Genomic DNA, 18,874 nt, shown 5'->3' on the forward strand with positions numbered 1-18,874 from the left:
GGTGCCGATCAGCGCGCACGCGTTGTTCAGCCGCCCGCTGGTCACCGCGCCGACGTCCACCTTCGTCATCACCGTCGACCCGTTCACCAGTCCCAGTTCCTGATCACCGACAACGCCCGGCCCGTCTTCGGGCCGAGCGCCATTCACCCACAAGGGCGACCGCCTGCTCGGGGCGTGCTTCGGAGCCACCACCACGGTGACCGACGTGGTGGCCGAGCTGGAACGGCGCTACCCGCCGGTCTGGGCGGAGGAGTGGGACCGGGTGGGCCTGGTGCTCGGCGAGCCGGCCGCCCCGGTCCGCCGGGTGCTCTGCGTGGTCGACGTGGTGCCCGAGACGGTCGCAGAAGCTCTGGCCGTCGGCGCCGACATGATCGTCGCGCACCACCCGTTGCTGCTGCGCGGGGTCTCCTCGATCGCGCCGACGACGTTCAAGGGGCGGATCGTCCACCAGCTGATCCGCGCCGGGGTGGCGCTGTACGTGGCGCACACCAACGCCGACGTGGCGTCCCCAGGTGTCTCCGACGCCCTCGCCGCCCGGTTCGGCCTGACCGGGCTGCGCCCACTGCACCGGCCCGCGCCCGGCTCGCCGGCGGCCGGCGACGATCGGGGGATCGGCCGGATCGGTGAGCTGCCCCGCCCGATGACCCTCGCCGAGCTGACCCGGCACGCCGCCGCCGTGCTCCCCGTCACGTCCTGGGGAGTTCGCGCCGCGGGGGATCCCGGGCGTATGGTTCGTACCCTCGCCGTCAGCGGCGGGTCGGGGGACAGCTTCCTCGGCGCCGCGACCGCCGCCGGGGTGGACGCGTTCCTCACCGCCGACCTGCGGCACCATCCGGCCGGCGAGCACCTCGCCGCCGATGGTCCCGCCCTGATCGACGCCGCCCACTGGGCGACCGAACGACCGTGGCTGGACGACCTGGCCGCTCTCCTGCGGGAAGCGCTGGGCGTCGAGACGCTGGTGTCCGACCTGGACACGACCCGTGGACCGTACACGCCGCCGCACCCGTTGTGGACGACAAGGAGCCCGACCGTGAAGGCTGACCCCCAGGTGCAGCGCCGCCTGCTCGACCTCCAGGCGATCGACACCAACCTCGCCCAGCTCGCCCACCGCCGGCGTTCCATGCCGGAGCGGGCCGAGCTGGAGGCGCTGGCCCGGGAGCTGTCGTCGTTGGAGGACGAGCGGGTCCGCGCCCAGGTGGCGGTGGACGACCTGGACCGGGACATCGCCCGGCTGGAGAAGGACGTCGAGCAGGTCCGTGCCCGTAAGGAGAAGGACCAGAACCGGTTGGCCGCCGGCACCGGCCCGGCCCGGGAGCTGGAGGCGCTCCAGCACGAGCTGGTCTCGCTGAACCGGCGCCAGGGTGACCTGGAGGACGCCGAGCTGGAGCTGATGGAGCAGCGGGAGACCGCCCAGGGCGTGCTGGACGGCGTGGAGCTGCGGCTGGCCGACACCCGGGAGAAGCGGGCCGCCACCGAGCAGCGCCGGGACGAGGCGCTGGCCGAGATCGCCAAGGAGGAGGAGTTCAAGCGGGGGGCCCGTCAGCCGCTCGCCGCCGACCTCCCGGCCGAGCTGGTCACCCTCTACGACAAGATCCGCGAGGACACCGGGCTGGGTGCCGCGCTGCTCACCGCGGGCCGCTGCGGCGGCTGCCGGCTGGAGCTGTCCGGCGCCGACCTGGCCCGGATCCGCAAGGCCGCCCCGGACGACGTGGTCCGCTGCGAGGACTGCCGACGGATCATGGTCCGCACCAACGAGTCGGGTCTGTAGGTCGTGGCGCCGCGCGTGGTCGTCGTCGAGGCCGACGGCGGGTCCCGGGGCAATCCGGGACCGGCCGGCTACGGCGCGGTGGTGCGCGACCCGGAGACCGGCGAGGTGCTCGCCGAGCGTTCCGAGTCGCTCGGTACGGCGACCAACAACGTCGCCGAGTACCAGGGCCTGATCGCCGGGTTGACGGCCGCCGCCGAGCTGGGCGCCGCCGAGGTGGACGTCCGGATGGACTCCAAACTGGTGGTCGAGCAGATGTGCGGCCGGTGGCAGATCAAGCATCCCGGTCTGCGTCCGCTCGCCGCCCAGGCGGCCGGGCTGGTGGGCCGGTTCACGGCGGTGCGGTTCGCGTGGATCCCACGGGAGCAGAACCGGCACGCCGACGCGCTCGCCAACGCCGCCATGGACGCCGCCGCCGGTCGACCCGCGCGGACCCCGACGACGGGCCAACCTCCGGCGACGCCCGCCACCGGCAGCGACCCGGCGACCGCGCCGGCGTCCTGGGAGCCGCGCCCGACCTTCACCGCCACCCGCCTGATCCTGGTCCGGCACGGCGAGACCGAGTACACCGAGCAGCGGCGGTACTCCGGCCGGGGCGACGTGCCGCTCTCCGAGCGCGGCCGGGCCCAGGCCGCGGCCACCGGCGCCCGGGTGGCCGCGCTGGCCCCGTCGGTCGCGGCCGTGCTCAGCTCACCGCTGTCCCGGTGTACGGCCACCGCCGCGGCGATCGCCGAGGCGCTCGGTGACGTGCCGGTGCGCACCGAGGACGACCTGATCGAGTGCGACTTCGGTCAGTGGGAGGGGCGCACCTTCGCCGAGGTACGCGAGGGCTGGCCGGGGGAGATGGACGCCTGGCTCGCCTCACCCCGTGTCGCTCCGCCCGGGGGTGAGTCGTTCACCCAGGTCGCCGAACGCGCGCACCGCGTGATCGCCGGGCTGCTCACGGCGTACCCCGGGGAGACCGTGGTGGTCGTCTCGCACGTGTCGCCGATCAAGCTGGTGCTGCGCGACGCCCTCGCGGCCGGCGACGGCTTCCTGCACCGGCTCTTCCTGGACGCGGCCGGCATCTCGGTGCTCGACATGTGGCCCGACGGCGGCGTCGCGGTGCGCACGGTCAACGACACCGCCCACCTCGCGGCCGGCTGAGCCGGCCCTCCTCCGTCCGCCCCGCCGGTCGGTCGCGCCGTTCGGCGCAGCCGGCCGGCCGTTCGGCGCAGCACCTCCCGAGTGATCCACGTGACCGCTGTCACAGAGTCGTAGCCTCCGGCCGTTACATCGAGAGCCTCGACTCCCCGGAGGTGTGTCAGATGGCTGCACCGGAACCGGAGGCGCCCGCCACGGCGCCGTCCAGGGCGAAGGACCACAGCCCCTGGAACTGGTTGCTCTTCATTCCCATCGTGGTGCCGCTGATCCCGGTCTTCTTCAATGGCGACTCGCCCCGGGTGTTCGGCTTTCCGCGTTTCTACTGGCTGCAACTGGCGTTCATCCTGCTCGGCGTCGGCACCACGACGCTGGTGTACCAGATGACCAAGAAGCGGGGTGACTCCTGATGTGGCGGGACCATCTCACCGAGATCATCGTCTTCTCCCTGCTGTTCCTGCTGGTCAGCGCGATGGGTTTCGTGGCCGCCCGGTGGCGGGCGCCGAAGGACATGGCGCACCTGGACGAGTGGGGGCTGGGCGGGCGCAGCTTCGGCGGCTGGATCACCTGGTTCCTGGTCGGCGGTGACCTGTACACGGCGTACACCTTCGTGGCGGTGCCGGCGCTGATGTTCGGCGCGGGCGCGGCCGGGTTCTTCGCCGTGCCGTACACCATCGTCATCTACCCGCTGGTCTTCCTGGTGCTGGTCCGGCTCTGGTCGGTGTCACACCGGCACGGGTTCGTCACCCCGGCGGACTTCGTCCGCAACCGGTTCGACTCGCCGGTGCTGGCGCTGCTGATCGCGATCACCGGCATCGTCGCCACCATGCCGTACATCGCGTTGCAGCTGGTCGGCATCGAGGCGGTGCTCAAGACGATGGGCGTCACCGGTGACAACGCGCTGGCCCGGCACCTGCCGATCATCATCGCGTTCGCGATCCTGGCCGCGTACACCTACCAGTCGGGGCTGCGCGCGCCAGCGCTGATCGCGTTCGTCAAGGACAGCCTGATCTACATCGTCATCCTGGTGGCGGTCGTCTACCTGCCGTACAAGCTGGGCGGCTGGGGGGACATCTTCGCCGCCGCGGACGCGAAGTTCGACGCGTCGCCCAACCCGAACGACGGCATCCTGCTCAACGGCAACAACCAGCTCCAGTACGTGACGTTGGCCCTCGGGTCGGCGTTGGCGCTCTTCCTCTACCCGCACAGCATCACCGGTGTGCTGGCCAGCCGGAACCGCGACGTGATCAAGCGGAACATGTCGGCGCTGCCGGCGTACAGCCTGCTGCTCGGGCTGATCGCGCTGCTCGGCTACATGGCCATCGCGGCGGGCGTGAAGCCGCTCCCCGGCGCTTCGGCCGGCAGCGTGGACAACAACACCGTCGTGCCGCTGCTGTTCGACCAGCAGTTCCCGGACTGGTTCGCCGGTGTGGCGTACGCGGCGATCGGCATCGGCGCGCTGGTACCGGCGGCGATCATGTCGATCGCGGCGGCGAACCTGTTCACCCGCAACATCTACAAGGAGTACCTGAAGCGGGACGCCTCCCCGGCGCAGGAGGCCAACGTCTCGAAGATCACCTCGCTGGTGGTGAAGGTCGGCGCGGTGGCCTGCATCGTGTTCCTCGACCCGCAGTTCTCCATCGACCTCCAGCTGATCGGTGGCGTGATCATCCTCCAGACGCTGCCGGCGGTGGCGCTGGGCCTCTACACCCGCTGGTTCCACCGCACCGGCCTGATCGTCGGCTGGGCGGTCGGCATGGCGTTGGGCATGTGGATGCTCTACCAGGTGGCCAGCCCGACGAGGAAACACTTCGGCGGCTCGGCGTTCCCGCTGTCGGAGTTCGGCTTCGACACCACCAGGACGATCTACGTCGGCATCGTGGCGGTGCTGGTCAACCTGGCCGTCGCGGCGCTGGTGACGCTGGCGTTGCGGGCCGCCAAGGTGGCCGAGGGCGTCGACGGCACCACGCCGGACGACTACTTCGCCGACGAGGGCGACCCACGGGTCACCCCGGGCGCCGATCGCGACGCCAACGCAGCCCGCGAACCCGTAGCCTGACCCCGCCGCGCGGTCCCCGCGCCGCGGTCCCCGCCTCCGCGTCATCATGAGTTGTGGTGCCCGGTCGGTGGTGATTCACGCCGATCGTCCCCCACCACAACTCCATGATCGACGAAGCGGGGTGTGGGGAGGGGAGGTCCGGGTTAGCGGCGGCGGTTGCGGGTGACCAGGGCCTGGTTGAGGCGGCCCAGGAGGGCTGCCAGGGTGGCGCGGTCCTCGGTGCTCCAGTCGGCCAGCATGTCGCCGTAGAGCCGGGTGCGGGCGGCCTGCACGGCGGCCATCCGCTGCAGGCGGCCGGGGTGGGGGAGATGACCGTGCCGCGGCCGTCGGTCGGGTCGGCGGCGCGGACGATCAGGCCGTCGCGTTGCAGGGCGGAGACCTGCCGGGTCACCGTCGAGCCGTCCAGGTTGAGTCGGGCGGCGAGCGCGGAGACGTTGTGTGGGCCGGCGTCGGCCAGGTGGCGCAGGATGACGTACGCCGCGCGGTCCAGCACCCGGTGCTCGGCGGTGCCGGTGGCTCGGCGGGTGGCCTCGCCGAAGCGCATCAGCAGGGCCACCTCGGTCTCGATCCGGCCGAGGGTGGCCTCTTCGGCGTCGGTGTCCGCGGAGTGGTCGTCGCTCATAGCTGTATGATACAGAATAAGTACCTGTACGATACAGCTAATTTGGGGAGTCGGAGTGGATCGGCGTTCCGAACCGAACCGCAGTGCCATCTACGCCACCACACTGGTGGCCTTCCTCGCCATCGCCGGCATCGCCGTCGTCGACCCGATCCTGCCGGCCATCGGCGCCGCGATCGGGGTCACCGCCTGGCAGGTCGAGCTGCTCTTCACCGCGTACATCGCGGTGATGGCCCTCGGCATGATCCCGGCGACCCTCGCCAGCGGCCGGTTCGGCTTCAAGCCGGTGTTGATCACCGGCGTCTCCGTGGTCGGCGTGGCCGCGATCCTCGCCTCGCTCAGCGACAACATCGTGCAGCTCTCCGTGCTGCGCGGCGTCTGGGGGCTGGGCAACGCGATGTTCTTCGCCACCGCCATGGTGGTGCTGGTCAATCTCGCCGTCGACCGGGAGTGGGTGGTCGGCCTCTTCGAGACCGCCCTCGGACTCGGCTTCGCCGTCGGTCCGCTGATCGGTGGCCTGCTCGGCGAGGTCAGTTGGCGGCTGCCGTTCTTCGTCTGCGGCGTGTTCATGGTCCTCGCCCTCGGCGTGGCCGCCCGCAAGCTGCGCGAGCCCACCAACCGGCAGGCCCCGGTACGCGTCGGCCACATCTTCGCCACCTACCGCCGCCCGGCGTTCATCGCGCTCTGCGCGGTCACCGCCGCGTACAACTTCGTCTTCTTCGTGGTGCTCGGCTACACGCCGCTCTTCCTGGGCCTCGACGTCATCCCGCTGGGGCTGGCGTTCACCGGGTGGGGGCTCGGCCTGGCCACCGGCATCCTGGTGATCGGCCACCGGCTGGCCCACCGGATCGGTGCCGTGCAGACCGTCGGCGTGGCCATCGCCGGGCTGCTCGTCTGCATGGTCCTCTTCGCCACCTCCACCAGCACCGCCGAAGCACTCGTGGTGCTCGTGCTCTCCGGGCTCTGCATGGGGCTGGCCAACGCCAACCTCACCGACCTGGCGCTCGGACTCGGCTCCAGCGACCGCCGGGTCGCCACCGGCGCGTTCAACCTGGTCCGCTGGGGTGCCGCCGCGCCGGCGCCGATCATCTCCGGCAAGCTCGCCGAGCACTCGCTGTCCCTGCCGTACTGGGTCGGATTCGGGGTGCTCGCCGTCGGCGTGCTGGTCTACCTGGCGTTCGCGCACCTGATGGCCGCCGGCTACGGCGAACGGGTGCTCTGGTCCCGCTGGAACCGCGCCGCCGCGGGTGCCGAGAACGCCGCGGAGGAGCCGGTGGGCGAGGCGTACTGACCTGGCGCCCCTCGGCGCTGCCAAGATCCGCGCACTTTCAGCGAAACTGCTGCCTCGACGCGTGCTGAGGCAGCACTTTCCCGGAAGTTGCGCGGATCTTGGCGTTGGGGGCTGGTCAGGTGAGCGCGCGCCACAGCAGGTAGAGGCCGATGACCGTGCCGAACACCACGATCACCGTCTTGAGCAGCACCGACGCAGTCGGCGGACCAGGCGGGCACCGGCGTACCCGCCGATCAGCGTCGCCGGCGCGACCACCGCGACGGCCGCCCAGTTCACCGGGCCGAACAGGCCGAACACCACAAGCGTGGTCAAACCCACCAGCGCGGAGAGCAGATTCTTGATGGCGCTCACCCGGGCCAGGGTCGCGTCCAGCACCAGGGCCAGCCCGGCGACCAGCATCACCCCGAGCGCCGCGCCGAAGTACCCGCCGTACACCGCGCCCAGCCCGACCATCGTCTGCACCGCGACCGTCCGCTGGCGTGGCGACAGGTCCCGGGGATGCCCGACCAGCCGGCGCAGCGGGTCCTGGAAGGCCAGCACCGCGGTCGCGCCGAGCACCAGAAACGGTACGACCAGCTCGAACGCGCGGGCCGGGGTGGCGAGCAGCAGCAGCGCCCCGAGGATCGTGCCGACGATGGTGGTGGGCACCAGCGTGGCCAGTGCCCGGGGGCGCGGCAGGTCGGCCCGGCTGCCCGCCACGCTGGCCACGTACCCGGGGAACACGGCGACGGAGTTGCTGACGTTCGCCGGCACCGGCGGCAACCCGACCGCGATCATCGCCGGAAAGGTGATCAGAGAACCGCCGCCGGCCACCGCGTTGACCGTGCCAGCGGCGAGACCGGCGGCGAGCAGCAGCGCGGCGTGGGAGAGATCCATAGCCTCACGAGGCTAGCCCCCGCCTGATGGGGCGGATCCGCCGGACCGCCGCCGTTGAGCTGCGCGATCTTGCCCAGGCGGGGCGGCAATACCGGCGGAAGGTTCGTCGTTAGGATGGGAGCGCGACGGACGAGTCGACCGGGCGGTCGCGTCGGCGGGCCCAGGCCCGCCGCCGAGGAACGTCCGGACTCCACAGGGCAGGGTGGTTGTTAACGGCAACCCGGGGCGACCCGCGGGACAGTGCCACAGAAAACAGACCGCCGACCCCAACGGGGACGGTAAGGGTGAAACGGTGGGGTAAGAGCCCACCAGCACCCCGGGTGACCGGGGTGGCTCGGTAAACCCCACCCGGAGCAAGGCCAAGCAAGGGCCGTCACCGCAAGATGACGACCCGGCGCAGACGCTTGAGGGCTGCCCGCCCGATGTCTGCGGGTAGGCCGCTGGAGCCTGCCGGCAACGGCAGGCCGAGATGGATGGCCGCCGCCGGCGCAAACCCTCCGGGGTACGCGCCGCGCACAGAATCCGGCGTACAGGTCGACTCGTCCGTCGCCCACCAAGCTCGGCACCTCCTGCCCCCGCCGGATGCGCCGACGCCGTACCTCCGCCAACTGGAGATCTTCAAGTGGTAGGAGTGTGCAGCGCAATGACACCTGCCCTGCACACGTACAGCTCTCGGCGGGCTACGGCGTCGCCCCTGGCGTTCAGCTGGTAGCCGTCCAGCCAAGCCCAGCCGTCGTAGGTGTGCAAGTCCGTGCGGACTCTGATCAGTCGGAAGTAGATCGGGCGTATGAATTGAGGGCTCGCCGAACGGGTCAGGTGCAGGACGTCACCGGCCTTCACTGCTGATCTCCCTGTCTCGCCACGCGCGCAGGGTCTCGCCAGCCGCCGTCAGGCGCGGGCAGCCGTCGTCAAAGCACTTTGAACAGGTATTTCGGTGGTGGAAATCGAGAACGTACGCCGCCATCTGCACCACGAAGGGTGGTTCTGGCCGCCACTGCGGGAGCGACATGGTCACTGCTGCTTGAGGCGGGTGGCGGCCTTGTTGCAGCGCGAGGGAGCGCAGGTCGCGTGGTCAACAGGCTTGTCGAGGCAGTGCAACCCCTCGGGTCTAGGCATGCGTAAAGAGTAGACGACTAGAGGGCGTGCCGACTAGTCACGTATCAACTTTGCGCACGCCTAGTCGGCGTGTGCCTAGCGTCAGCGTATGGCCAGAAAGCTGCGGTTGGTGGGTTCGGGCGAGATCCGGACCATGCTCGGCGGCATCTCGCGGCAGCGCGTTTACCAGATCACCAACCGGCGGGACTTCCCTGAACCGGTGGCCACGCTCCAGATGGGTAACGTCTGGCTGACCGAAGATGTCGAGGCGTGGATCGCAGCCAGGCGCGGGGACGTGGACTAGTCGCCTCTAGATCCAATCGGCGTTCATGAAGTCGGGGTGTCCTGCGGCCGGGATGGACCGAGTTCAGGGAAGGCGAGTGGATCAACGGCCGGCCAGGCTCGGCTCGTCGACGGCGGGACGGCCTGCGCTGCCAGGTGTCCGCGCGCTCGTCGATCGCGCGCAGTCCTCACGGGCGATCGTTACCGCTGATGCACCGGCAGCACTCGTCTGGGGATGTCCGGGCTGCGGGATGCCACCACGTCGGCGATGTCGAGTGGATCATCGTGGGAGTGCCGCCTGGGTTGTCACGCGACCTCCGCCCTGACGCAACAGCATTGCGGGGCGAGACGTTCTTTGGTCGCGCCCGGCGCCCGGGATGAGTCAGCAGTGAGGGCGGTCGAGCGGGGCGGCGCCCGCAAGCGCTTCGACCGTCGTCGTCGGTGCGACCGACTCAGCCCGGGTCGGCGAGGGCGTAGTGGCGGGGGTTGGCGGGGCCGAGGGCAAGCTGCTCGGCGTGGCGGCACCGACGAGTGAGACCGTGCCGCGTTGGATCTGCTTCGGGAGCATCCGGATGTTCGTGGCGGTCGCCTGGTGTCCGTACACGTCGGTGACCCTGATGCTGTACGGCCCGGGGCCGAGCCCGTCCTCGACGGTCCAGTAGTTGTCGTTCTGGCGGGCCGCCTTGCGGAAGCCGCCAGCCGGCCCCTTCGCCTCGACTGAGCGGAGCGGGTTGCCGTGGTTGCCGACCTGCACCGCGAACCAATACTGCGAGGCGCCGCGCTTCATCCGGAAGGTGAGCCCTCCGTCGAGCGGAGGGTTCACCACCGCCCGGTACGTCACGGGCGCTATGCCCTGCGCCCGGTCGGCGATCCGGGCGAACGCCTCGTCGGAGAGGTCGATCTTGCCGGGTGTGCAGCCGCCGCACTGGTCGATGACCATGACCCGGACCGTGCCCTTCGGGCCGCTCACGTCCAGGTAGCTGCCGCAGGCCGCCGCCCCGGCGTATTCCGAGGTGCCGAGGGCCACGTAGAGCCGGTTCGCGGGAGGGCCCGGGAAGGAGCAGGTGCCGCCCGAGCGGCCCGCGTCGTAGAAGCTGGCTTTTCCCTTGTGGACGGTGCTGCCCGTCGGTGGCGCGGCGCAGGCCGGGGTGGCGCCGGAGCGTACGGCGAGGGTGATGCCGAGTACGGCGGCCAGGGCGGTGATCCCGGCGCCGGCCAACCAGTGTCTGACCCGCCGATTCGACCGGAGCGTGCCGTTGTCGCCGGCCGGGGTGTCGTTATCGGGGGCCGTGCCTGGTGCCGTCACGGCGCCTGATGTTGCCGCACGATGCTGCGGCTGCGCAAAGCCGTCGAGCGGACCGTCACTCACCGGATCGACGGGGGCGCAACCCGTTGAGGGCGGCCTAGCCGCGGAGCATGCCGTCGCCGCTCCGGGACATGCGCATTGACGGACCATTGCCACTCGTGCCCCGGGCGATGATCTCGCCACAACGCCGCCAGGATTCGACCCCGTGACCGTGCCTGAATGCGGTCATCCTGGGAAACACCTGATCCGCAACTGCTCGTATGGCCAGGGCCTTCATTCCACGATTCCCCTCGCGAGGCGCGAAATCAGACGGAGAGGAAGCACGCATGGCTGTCAAAACCATGACGCGACCCGGCACCACGGAAATCCGGCCGTTCAAGGTCGAAGTCCCCGAGGCGGAACTCAAGGCGATGAAGGCACGCATCGCCGCCACGCGCTGGCCGGAAAAGGAAACCGTGCCGGATCAGTCGCAGGGAGTGCAGCTCGCGACGATGCAGGCGCTCGCGCGTTACTGGGAGAAAGAGTACGACTGGCGCAAGGTCGAGGCGAGGCTGAACGCCCTACCGCAGTTCATGACCGAGATCGACGGCCTCGACATCCATTTCATGCACATCCGCTCGAAGCATGAGGACGCCCTGCCGCTCATCATCACGCACGGGTGGCCCGGCTCGGTGATCGAGCAGATGAAGATCATCGACCCGCTCACCAATCCCACGGCGCATGGTGCGAGCGCCTCGGATGCCTTCCACCTGGTGATCCCGTCGATGCCCGGCTACGGCTTCTCGGGCAAGCCGAGCATGCCCGGCTGGGACCCGCAACACATCGCGACCGCCTGGATCGAGTTGATGAAGCGCCTCGGCTACACGCGGTACGTGGCGCAGGGCGGCGACTGGGGGGCGCTCATCACGGATCTGATGGGCTTGCAGGCGCCTCCGGAACTGATCGGCATTCACACCAACATGCCGGGCGTTTATCCGCCCGACATCGATGCGATGCTCCAGTCCGGGATCACCGGTGCGAACAGTCCGCTCGACTCGCTCCCCTCCAATCTCTCGGACGAGGAGAGGCGCGCGTGTGAGCAGGCGGACTTCTTCTGGAAGCATTCCAGCTACGCCCTTGAGATGGGCCGTGCGCAGACGCTGACCGGACTGGCGGATTCGCCGGTCGCCCTGGCGACCTACATGCTCGACCATGACGCGGCCAGCCTGAAGCTCATTTCCGAGTCCGTCGCCGGGCAGCCCCGAGGCATCACGCCGGAGGACCTCCTCGACAACATCAGCCTGTACTGGCTGACGAACACCGGGGTCTCCTCGGCTCGTCTGTATGCGGAGAACCAGCTCTCCTTCTTCGCGGCCAAGGGAGTCTCCATCCCGGCTGCCGTGAGCGTGTTCCCCGACGAGCTCTACCAGGCTCCGAGGAGTTGGGCGGAGCAGGCGTATCCCAACCTCATCCACTACAACAGGCTGGACAAGGGCGGGCACTTCGCGGCCTGGGAACAGCCGCAACTCTTCTCGGAAGAGATGCGCGCCGCCTTCCGGTCGCTGCGCTAGATGAGCGTGTCCGGCCGTCCGCATCTGCCGTCGCTCGGCGGGGCGACCGAGTGGCTCAACTCCGAGCCACTCGGCCCCGCCGAGCTGAGCGGCCGCGTCGTCCTCGTCAACTTCTGGACGCTGACGTGCATCAACTGGCTGCGCCAGGAGCCGTACGTCCGGGCCTGGTCGCAGGGCTACCGCGACGACGGGCTGGTCGTCCTCGGTGTGCACACACCGGAGTTCTCGTTCGAGCGCGAGGTCGACCGGGTGCGGCAGGCGGTCGGGGCGCGATCCATCGACTACCCGGTCGCGGTCGACAACGACTACGGCGTCTGGGGTGCCTTCGACAACCACTACTGGCCGGCGCTCTACTTCGTCGACACCGACGGGGTCATCCGCGACGAGCACTTCGGTGAGGGACGCTACGAGCAGTCCGAGCGTGTCATCCAGCAACTGCTCGGCATCGAGCGCGAACCCGTACCCGTCAAGGGGCTCGGCGTGGAGGCGGAGGCCGACTGGGAGCACCTGCGCACGCCCGAGACGTACCTCGGCTTCGGTCGCGGCGAACACTTCGCGTCGCCGAACGGCGCCGCGCTCGACGAACGCCGCGCCTACGACCTCCCCGAGAGCCTGAGTCTGAACCAGTGGGCCCTGGCGGGGGAGTGGACGATCGAGGCGGAGAAGGCCGTGCTCGGGCGGGCCGCCGGCAGCATCGCCTTCCGGTTCCACGCACGCGACGCGCATCTCGTGCTGTCACGCGGGGCCGGCGAGGCGATCCCGTTCCGGATACTTCTCGACGGTGCGCCTCCGGGCCGGTCACGCGGCGTCGACGTCGACGAGGACGGCAACGGCCTGCTCCAGGAAGGTCGCCTCTACCAACTCGTCCGCCAGCAGGACACCGTCGGCGAACGGACCCTGGAGATCACGTTCGGCGGGGCCGGCGCCGAGGCGTACGCCTTCACCTTCGGCTGACGCGCAGATCGACCGCGCTCACGGTTTCGGAGACCGGTGAATAGCTTCGTACCTGAGCGCCGGGACGCAGACGGCTGTCGGTCGCGTACCGGTCGGCGAGCGCCTTCTCCGCGGCCTCGTCGCCGTCGTCGGCTTCGAGCAGCAGGGCGGCGATCTCGTCGGCGAGCGTGAGGTTGGCGTTGCGGAGGTCGTCGGTCATCGCGCCGAAGTCGTCCCACAGCAGCAGTTCGTCCTTCTGTCGATGGGCGAGTTCGCGCAGAAGGTGGTTGTAGATGAACCAGGCGCCGTGGACCGGCACGTCGGGGGCCACGCCGTAGACGTCGGGATCGATCGTCCCGGCCCGGTACGCCGACCACGCCCGCGCTGCCGAGTCGAAGAGCCCTGCCGCGGGGTCGATGTCGTAGCCGTCGAACTGCCGGTCGTCGGCCGGGTCGAGCTCCGGGTCCGTCCAGACCCAGCGTTCGCCGTTCCAGTGCTCGACCAGCACGTGATCGTGGTGCCAGCCGGGGGTGAAGTAGGAGGCGAAGCCGACCCGGCTGCGGCTGGGAATGCCGTGCTGACGGAGGATCGCGATCGATAGCAGGGTGTGGTCCCGGCAGCAGCCGGCCACCCGGTCGGCTGCCGGCCGCTCGGTGCTCAGGGGCAGGGGAAACCGGGACTGGTCGGTGTCGAGGATGTGGTCCATCCAGCGGCAGTTCACCTCGTCCAGCCGGTCGTCGGGCAGTTCGACGCCGCCGGCCCGGTAGTGGACGATCACGTTGCGGGCGGTCGCCGCCACGGTGGGGATGTCGGTCGCCAGGGCGTCGAGGAGTCCGCCGTGCCGACCGGGGTCGCTGTAGGGAGAGTGTCTCCGGTAGTCATCGAGGTCCATGGGACCAGTCTCCGGTCCGCCACCGTGTCAGGGTCAAGGCGCTTTTTCCGGATAGTGTCGGCTGCTGTGACAACGCCCGAGATCACCATTGCCACCCCAGCGGACCGTGATGCGGTGGTCGGTTCGCTGGTCGCCGCGTTCGTCAAGGACCCCGTGCTGCGGTACCTCTTCCCCGACGAGGAGACCTATCCGCGCTACGCCGCCGCCTTCTTCGGGCACCTCTTCGACAAGCGGGTGCACCGATCGTCGATCTGGACGATCGGTGGCGGCGCGTCCGTCGCCATCTGGAAGCCGCCGGCTGGGCAACCGACCGAGTCCTCGGCGGCCGAACACGGATCGCCGGAGGAAGCTCGGTACCCCGCCGACGTGCTGGCCCGGGTCCGGGGCTACGACGAGGCCGTGCACGACGCCCTGCCGACGTTCCCGTTCTGGTACCTCGGGGTCCTGGGCACCCACCCCGACAGCGCCGGACGCGGCTGGGGCCGTGCCGTCATGAGGGCCGGGCTGGACCGCGCCGCCGCCGACGGACTACCGGCGATCCTGGAGACCAGCAACCCGGGCAACGTCGAGCTGTACCGCCGGGCCGGCTGGGAGGTGGCGGGCTCGCTGTCGGAGCCCGTGCCCACCTGGATCATGCAGCAGCCGGCTCCCTAGGACTGATCCACTGCTTCCGACGCGGCGAATATGCGGGCGTAGATGGCGTCGATGACGTCGTTCTTCGCCAGGCTGTAGTCGCGGGGTCGGTGCGCGGTGTCCCGCGCGAGGCGTCGCTTCGTCGTGGCGTACCGCTCGCGGTCGTCGGGGTGCGAGCGCAGCCAGTCGCGGAAGAGCCGGTGCCGGACGGGCTCGGGCGCGCCCCGCGGCCAGACGTGCAGGTTGACGTCCTCGGCGGGGCTGAGGAGCATCCGGTGGCCGTGCCACCAGGGCTCGCGCAGGACGAGTCGGTACCCGAGCCGTTCCAGGGCGGGCAGGTAGCCGGACTCGTCCTCGGCGTCCTCGACCAGCAGGTCGATGTCGATGACGGGCTTGGCCGCGAGGCCCGGCACGGCGGTCGACCCGACGTGCTCCACGCTGATGACCCGGGCGCCGAGCGCGTCGGTGAGCAGCGCACGGGCGGCGGCGAACCGCTGTGCCCAGGCCGGGTCGTAGTCCTCGATGACCACCGACCGCCACGTCCGCGGTGCCTCGCCCACCAGGCCGGCGTCCACCTGTTCGGGGGTGGCGTGAAAGCGCTGCACGACGTTTCGCGGATATTCGGCCATGGCAACCTCCCGAAGAAGCAAAGTCCGCCAGGGTACGACATCGGTGCGGGCGTACCCGATCGTTGCGGGCACCGGATGTCGGGTGGGCCGGTGGTCTCGCCGCCTAGCGTGACTGTTCGTCAGGGAAGGAGGCCCGGGTGCTGGAGCGGCTCAACGAGGCCATGGCGTACATCGAGCGGCACCTCGACCAGCGGATCGAGGTGGCCGACCTGGCGCGGATCGCGCTGACGTCGGAGTACCACTTCCGGCGGCTGTTCTCCGCGCTGGCCGGCATTCCGTTGTCGGAGTACATCCGTCGTCGCCGGCTCACCGTCGCCGGCGCGGACGTGCTCGCGGGGGAGCGGACGCTGCTCGACATCGCGGTGCGTTACGGCTACGGGTCGGCCGAGGCGTTCGCCCGGGCGTTCCACGCCGTGCACGACGTGGGACCCGGAGAGGCCCGGCGTACGGGGGCAGCTTTGCGCGCCCAACCCCGGATGTCCTTCCGACTCACCGTCGAAGGGAGCGGCAGCATGGAGTACCGAATCGTCAGCAAGGAGGCTTTCACCCTGGTGGGACGCAAGGCCCGGGTGCCGCTGGTGCACGAGGGGATGAACCCGGCGATCGTCGCGTTCATCCGGAGCATCGACCGGGAGACGGTCGAACGGATCGAGGCGCTCTCCGATCAGGAGCCGCCCGGGATCGTCAACGTCAGCGACAAGCTGGCCGACAGCCGGGAGGAGGGCAGCGAGCTGGACTACTGGCACGGGGTGGTCACCGGCGGCACGCCGCCGGAGGACCTGGACGCGCTGCCGGTGCCGGCCGGGACGTGGGCGGTCTTCACCACCTCCGGTGCGTTCCCGCAGGCCGTGCAGTACCTGTGGCGCGACGTGTTCACCCAGTGGTTCCCGTCCAACCCGTACCGCAGCCGGCCCGGACCGGAAATCTCCCGGGTCCGGGTGTCTCCGGACGGCACCGAGGCGGACGCCGAACTGTGGATTCCGGTGGAGCGGGTCGCGTCGTGACCCGTGCGAGCCTCAGTCGGGTACGTCGTCCCATGTCGTGCCCGGCTCCAGGTAACCGGCCACCTGGTTCTCCCGCAGCGCGTAGGCGATGACCAGCAGGGCGTGCTTGTCCAACTCGGGCAGCCGATCCAACCCGAACCACCGCACGGCCAGCGACTCGTCGTCGTTGACCCGTGCGGTGCCGGACACCAACCGGCACAGGAAGCCCAGGTTGAGGTACTCGCAGCGGTCGCCGTTGGGGTAGGTGTGCGGGTGCGAGACGGCGCTGGACATCCGGACCGGCACCACGTCCAGTCCCGTCTCCTCCCGCACCTCCCGCACCAGCGCGGTGGCCGGCTGCTCACCCGGCTCGACGAAGCCGCTGATCACCGACCAGCGCCCGTCGTCGGCACGCTGGCCCAGCAGCAACTCACCGGCGTCGTTGCGGACCACAGCGCTGACGCTGGGCAGCCAGAGCAGGTCGTGACCGACGTGCTTGCGCATCCCCACGATGTAGTCCGGTATCGCCATCGGCTGATCATAGGGCCGCGTCCCCACGGCCACCGCCCGCGCGACGCCGCGCCGCGGCGTCAGCCCGACCAGGCGACGGTACGACGGAAGCGCTCGTACTCCCTGGCCAGCTCGGCGTCGATCCGTTCCAGCCGGGCCGACGTGAGCACCACTGCCGGCTGCTGCCACGTGCGTTCGGCGAGCATCTGGCGGCGCAGCCCGGTCGGCGGGTGGGCGGCGAACAGCGACGCCTCGTCGCGGACCGACAGTTGCCGCAGCAGCGGCAGCCGGTTGCTGCTGGCCGCGCGGGACTCGGCCAACGCGCTGCGCCAACGGTCCGGGCCGTGTCCCGCTCGGGTCTCCCGGCGTACCGCAAGCGCCAGCGACTCGGTGGCGAGCAGAGTGTCGAGGAAGTCGGTCGCGGCGGTCGTGCCGGCAACCCGGGCCGCCAGTTCGTCGGCGAGGTACTCGGCGCGCTGGCTGTCCCGCAGCGCCACGGCCACCAGCAGCAGGTACGCGACGAACAGCACTCGGGACACCACCCACTGGAACGCGCGGCCCAGCGCGTCGCCCAGCATCTCGACCAGCCCCGCGCCGACGCTGGTTCGCACCGGCCGGAACAGGTCGGCGGCCGAACCGAGCATGGTGAAGGCAGGCTGCGTGAGCAGGCCCCGGCGCGGGTCACCGTTGACGAAATGGCCCAGCTCGTGCCCGAGCAGCGCCACGCGCCCGCCGGCCGGAAGGGAGCCCCACAGCGGGAGCCCGAGACCGAGCACCCTGCGGTGCCGTAATCCGACGGTAGCGGCGTACGCGTTGATGGAGTCATCCACGCCGACCACGTCCGGCATCGGTGCCCCGATAGCCGTGGCGACCTCGTCGATCAGGCTGAACAGCTCGGGCGCGCGATCGCGGGTGAGCACCTCCAGGTCCGGGTCGACCCGGCCGAACCGGGGCCGCAACGCGATCGCGAGGCCGACCATCGCCACACCGGGCACGACCGCCAGGTTGGGAAACGGGAACGCCACGATCAGCCATCCGCCGGTGACCGCGAGCGCGAGCACCGCGGCGACCAGTAGCAACGACGCCGCAGCGGTGAGCGCCCGGGCTGCTCCCGATCCGTTGGTGCCCAACGGTCGCCCGACCAGTCGGTCGAACTGTTCCCTGGTCGTCCGGAACGCCGTTCGGTACGTCCACCGGTCGACCCAGGTCCAGCCGAACTCGCGTCGGCGCCGCACCGGGTCGTAGGCGTCCAGATTCCACTCGCAGCCGGGACACCAGGGCATCGCGTCTCGTACCGATGCCGTCCTCGCCCCACACCCCGGGCACGCTTCCGTGCCGGTCACCGTGTTGATCACGGGGGCAGATCATGCCCCAGCTCGGGTGGACGCGGGTACCGGCCGTTCGGCCCAGCCCTTTTCTGGTGTTTTGGTCCCTGAGGCGGAAAGCATATCTACTGTGGAGAGGGTCGGCGACTTGCGTGATCCGGTGGCGGCCGGTCGGTATGCGGTGCACAGTGATTCCCATGACCGACAGTGAGCGTGGTGGGAAGTACTACTGGTGCACCCGGCACCACCGGGTCGAGACGGACGCCGACGTATGCCCGGCGAAGCACGTCCTCGGCCCGTACGACTCGGCGGCCGACGCGGAGAACGCCCTGCAACGGGTGCAGGAGCGGAACGAGGCGTGGGAGGCCGAGGACGCTCGTTGGGCCGGGGAGGACAGATAGGCGGCGCGGGACGGCCCGCGCCGAGGTATTTCGTGCTCCGCGAGGACGCACGCGAGAGCACGTCCCCAAGGAGGGAACCACGATGGCCGAAGCACAGCAGGCCACCACCCGCCCGGCCGCCCGACGCACCACCGCGAAGAAGACCGCCGCGGCGGAGCGCAACACGGCGGCGAGCCGGACCACCCCCGTGCGCAAGTCCACCACGGGCGCCGCGAAGGCGCCGGCTCGGAAGGCGGCCGGCGGCGCGGGCCGCGCCCCGGCCAGGAAGACCACCACGGCGGCCACGAAGGCGCCAGCGAAGAAGACCGCCACCAAGACCGCCACGGCGGCCAAGAAGGCCCCGGCGAAGACGACCGCCACCCGCAAGACGACCACCGCGGCGAAGCGGACCCCGGCGTCCGCGACGCGCAAGACCACCGCCGCCGCGACGAAGACCACGGGTACGGCGAAGAAGACCACCAGCGCGGCGAAGAAGACCGTGAGCGCCGCGAAGAAGACCACCGCGTCGGCCGCGAAGAAGACCACCGCCGCGGCGAAGGCACCGGGCCGCAAGGCCGCGACCAAGGCGTCCACCGCGAAGAAGAC

Annotated in this window: 18 protein-coding genes, 1 other RNA gene and 4 pseudogenes; 15 read left to right on the plus strand and 8 right to left on the minus strand. The window is 70.5% G+C overall.

Annotation, left to right across the window (positions count from 1 at the left end):
• The 6 genes and pseudogenes from ppnK to mctP form a co-directional block, all read left to right on the plus strand.
• Window positions 1-91 (plus strand): annotated as a pseudogene (gene ppnK, locus JNW91_RS20415) (NAD kinase); the annotation flags it as partial.
• A 114-nt stretch (window positions 92-205) separates the two neighbouring features.
• Window positions 206-1,041, plus strand: a pseudogene (locus JNW91_RS20420) (Nif3-like dinuclear metal center hexameric protein).
• The gene (locus tag JNW91_RS20425) at window positions 1,031-1,768 is read left to right on the plus strand and encodes a zinc ribbon domain-containing protein (RefSeq protein ID WP_203177118.1); all 738 of its coding nucleotides are present in this window, start codon (window positions 1,031-1,033) and stop codon (window positions 1,766-1,768) included. Before JNW91_RS20420 ends, JNW91_RS20425 begins: the two are co-directional and overlap by 11 nt.
• Window positions 1,769-1,771: 3 nt before the next feature.
• Complete coding sequence (locus tag JNW91_RS20430; protein ID WP_203177119.1) at window positions 1,772-2,911, plus strand: bifunctional RNase H/acid phosphatase; 1,140 nt, start codon at window positions 1,772-1,774, stop codon at window positions 2,909-2,911.
• Between the two features lie 161 nt (window positions 2,912-3,072).
• Window positions 3,073-3,315: a DUF3311 domain-containing protein gene (locus JNW91_RS20435; protein ID WP_203177120.1), complete on the plus strand. Its 243-nt coding sequence runs from the start codon at window positions 3,073-3,075 to the stop codon at window positions 3,313-3,315.
• Window positions 3,315-4,964 carry a monocarboxylate uptake permease MctP gene (mctP, locus tag JNW91_RS20440; RefSeq protein WP_203177121.1) on the plus strand — a complete coding sequence of 550 codons (1,650 nt, stop codon included), beginning with the start codon at window positions 3,315-3,317 and terminating at the stop codon, window positions 4,962-4,964. The genes JNW91_RS20435 and mctP overlap by 1 nt, the downstream gene beginning before the upstream one ends.
• Here mctP and JNW91_RS20445 read toward each other — a convergent pair.
• A complete protein-coding gene (locus JNW91_RS20445) occupies window positions 4,912-5,586 on the minus strand; it encodes a MarR family winged helix-turn-helix transcriptional regulator (RefSeq protein WP_238425368.1) in 675 nt (224 codons plus the stop codon). The genes mctP and JNW91_RS20445 overlap by 53 nt on opposite strands.
• A 55-nt stretch (window positions 5,587-5,641) precedes the next feature.
• Here JNW91_RS20445 and JNW91_RS20450 point away from each other — a divergent pair, with 55 nt between their 5' ends.
• On the plus strand, window positions 5,642-6,874 hold the full coding sequence (locus JNW91_RS20450; protein WP_203177122.1) for an MFS transporter: 1,233 nt from the start codon (window positions 5,642-5,644) through the stop codon (window positions 6,872-6,874).
• 115 nt (window positions 6,875-6,989) lie between these two features.
• On the opposite strand, the pseudogene JNW91_RS20455 reads toward JNW91_RS20450, so the two are convergent.
• Window positions 6,990-7,750: pseudogene (locus JNW91_RS20455) on the minus strand (sulfite exporter TauE/SafE family protein).
• Window positions 7,751-7,880: 130 nt separating this feature from the next.
• Here JNW91_RS20455 and rnpB point away from each other — a divergent pair.
• Window positions 7,881-8,296: RNase P RNA component class A (gene rnpB, locus JNW91_RS20460), an RNA gene on the plus strand.
• Between the two features lie 72 nt (window positions 8,297-8,368).
• Here the strand turns inward: rnpB and JNW91_RS32500 are convergent.
• Window positions 8,369-8,590: a hypothetical protein gene (locus JNW91_RS32500; RefSeq protein ID WP_309244433.1), complete on the minus strand. Its 222-nt coding sequence runs from the start codon at window positions 8,588-8,590 to the stop codon at window positions 8,369-8,371.
• A 364-nt stretch (window positions 8,591-8,954) separates the two neighbouring features.
• Between JNW91_RS32500 and JNW91_RS20465 the strand changes: the two genes are divergently transcribed.
• Window positions 8,955-9,149 (plus strand): helix-turn-helix transcriptional regulator, encoded by a 195-nt coding sequence (locus JNW91_RS20465; protein WP_203177123.1) that lies wholly within the window; start codon window positions 8,955-8,957, stop codon window positions 9,147-9,149.
• 360 nt (window positions 9,150-9,509) lie between these two features.
• On the opposite strand, the gene JNW91_RS20470 is transcribed toward JNW91_RS20465, so the two are convergent.
• Window positions 9,510-10,433 carry an expansin EXLX1 family cellulose-binding protein gene (locus JNW91_RS20470; protein WP_309244434.1) on the minus strand — a complete coding sequence of 308 codons (924 nt, stop codon included), beginning with the start codon at window positions 10,431-10,433 and terminating at the stop codon, window positions 9,510-9,512.
• A gap of 326 nt (window positions 10,434-10,759) precedes the next feature.
• Between JNW91_RS20470 and JNW91_RS20475 the strand changes: the two genes are divergently transcribed.
• Window positions 10,760-11,983, plus strand: a complete 1,224-nt coding sequence (locus tag JNW91_RS20475; RefSeq protein WP_203177124.1) for an epoxide hydrolase family protein — start codon at window positions 10,760-10,762, stop codon at window positions 11,981-11,983.
• Window positions 11,984-12,937 carry a redoxin domain-containing protein gene (locus JNW91_RS20480; protein WP_203177125.1) on the plus strand — a complete coding sequence of 318 codons (954 nt, stop codon included), beginning with the start codon at window positions 11,984-11,986 and terminating at the stop codon, window positions 12,935-12,937.
• Here the strand turns inward: JNW91_RS20480 and JNW91_RS20485 are convergent.
• Window positions 12,924-13,808, minus strand: coding sequence for a transglutaminase domain-containing protein (locus tag JNW91_RS20485; RefSeq protein WP_203177126.1), 885 nt, complete (start codon window positions 13,806-13,808; stop codon window positions 12,924-12,926). The two genes, JNW91_RS20480 and JNW91_RS20485, sit on opposite strands and share 14 nt — an antisense overlap.
• Window positions 13,809-13,874: 66 nt before the next feature.
• Between JNW91_RS20485 and JNW91_RS20490 the strand changes: the two genes are divergently transcribed.
• Window positions 13,875-14,462, plus strand: coding sequence for a GNAT family N-acetyltransferase (locus JNW91_RS20490; RefSeq protein ID WP_203177127.1), 588 nt, complete (start codon window positions 13,875-13,877; stop codon window positions 14,460-14,462).
• On the opposite strand, the gene JNW91_RS20495 is transcribed toward JNW91_RS20490, so the two are convergent.
• The gene (locus tag JNW91_RS20495) at window positions 14,459-15,070 is read right to left on the minus strand and encodes a GrpB family protein (RefSeq protein ID WP_203177128.1); all 612 of its coding nucleotides are present in this window, start codon (window positions 15,068-15,070) and stop codon (window positions 14,459-14,461) included. The two genes, JNW91_RS20490 and JNW91_RS20495, sit on opposite strands and share 4 nt — an antisense overlap.
• Before the next feature lie 137 nt (window positions 15,071-15,207).
• Between JNW91_RS20495 and JNW91_RS20500 the strand changes: the two genes are divergently transcribed.
• Window positions 15,208-16,074, plus strand: a complete 867-nt coding sequence (locus JNW91_RS20500; protein ID WP_203177129.1) for an AraC family transcriptional regulator — start codon at window positions 15,208-15,210, stop codon at window positions 16,072-16,074.
• Between the two features lie 12 nt (window positions 16,075-16,086).
• Here JNW91_RS20500 and JNW91_RS20505 read toward each other — a convergent pair whose 3' ends face one another.
• Window positions 16,087-16,584: an NUDIX hydrolase gene (locus JNW91_RS20505; RefSeq protein ID WP_203177130.1), complete on the minus strand. Its 498-nt coding sequence runs from the start codon at window positions 16,582-16,584 to the stop codon at window positions 16,087-16,089.
• Between the two features lie 59 nt (window positions 16,585-16,643).
• Window positions 16,644-17,846, minus strand: coding sequence for a M48 family metallopeptidase (locus JNW91_RS20510; protein WP_238425369.1), 1,203 nt, complete (start codon window positions 17,844-17,846; stop codon window positions 16,644-16,646).
• Window positions 17,847-18,085: 239 nt separating this feature from the next.
• Here JNW91_RS20510 and JNW91_RS20515 point away from each other — a divergent pair, with 239 nt between their 5' ends.
• Both JNW91_RS20515 and JNW91_RS20520 read left to right on the plus strand, forming a co-directional pair.
• Window positions 18,086-18,289 carry a hypothetical protein gene (locus JNW91_RS20515; RefSeq protein ID WP_203177132.1) on the plus strand — a complete coding sequence of 68 codons (204 nt, stop codon included), beginning with the start codon at window positions 18,086-18,088 and terminating at the stop codon, window positions 18,287-18,289.
• 82 nt (window positions 18,290-18,371) lie between these two features.
• Window positions 18,372-18,874 (plus strand): annotated as a pseudogene (locus tag JNW91_RS20520) (histone); the annotation flags it as partial.

The sequence above is a fragment of the Micromonospora parastrephiae genome (assembly GCF_016802865.1).
In the GTDB taxonomy this organism is placed as follows: domain Bacteria; phylum Actinomycetota; class Actinomycetes; order Mycobacteriales; family Micromonosporaceae; genus Micromonospora; species Micromonospora parastrephiae.

What these genes read in the sequence shown, in the direction of transcription:
- mctP (WP_203177121.1), top strand. Translation starts at nt 3,315, where the DNA reads ATGTGGCGGGACCATCTCACCGAGATCATCGTCTTCTCCCTGCTGTTC.
- JNW91_RS20475 (WP_203177124.1), top strand. Translation starts at nt 10,760, where the DNA reads ATGGCTGTCAAAACCATGACGCGACCCGGCACCACGGAAATCCGGCCG.
- JNW91_RS20515 (WP_203177132.1), top strand. Translation starts at nt 18,086, where the DNA reads ATGACCGACAGTGAGCGTGGTGGGAAGTACTACTGGTGCACCCGGCAC.
- JNW91_RS20435 (WP_203177120.1), top strand. Translation starts at nt 3,073, where the DNA reads ATGGCTGCACCGGAACCGGAGGCGCCCGCCACGGCGCCGTCCAGGGCG.
- JNW91_RS20465 (WP_203177123.1), top strand. Translation starts at nt 8,955, where the DNA reads ATGGCCAGAAAGCTGCGGTTGGTGGGTTCGGGCGAGATCCGGACCATG.
- JNW91_RS20505 (WP_203177130.1), bottom strand. Translation starts at nt 16,584, where the DNA reads ATGGCGATACCGGACTACATCGTGGGGATGCGCAAGCACGTCGGTCAC.
- JNW91_RS20445 (WP_238425368.1), bottom strand. Translation starts at nt 5,586, where the DNA reads ATGAGCGACGACCACTCCGCGGACACCGACGCCGAAGAGGCCACCCTC.
- JNW91_RS20485 (WP_203177126.1), bottom strand. Translation starts at nt 13,808, where the DNA reads ATGGACCTCGATGACTACCGGAGACACTCTCCCTACAGCGACCCCGGT.
- JNW91_RS20480 (WP_203177125.1), top strand. Translation starts at nt 11,984, where the DNA reads ATGAGCGTGTCCGGCCGTCCGCATCTGCCGTCGCTCGGCGGGGCGACC.
- JNW91_RS20510 (WP_238425369.1), bottom strand. Translation starts at nt 17,846, where the DNA reads ATGCCCTGGTGTCCCGGCTGCGAGTGGAATCTGGACGCCTACGACCCG.
- JNW91_RS20495 (WP_203177128.1), bottom strand. Translation starts at nt 15,070, where the DNA reads ATGGCCGAATATCCGCGAAACGTCGTGCAGCGCTTTCACGCCACCCCC.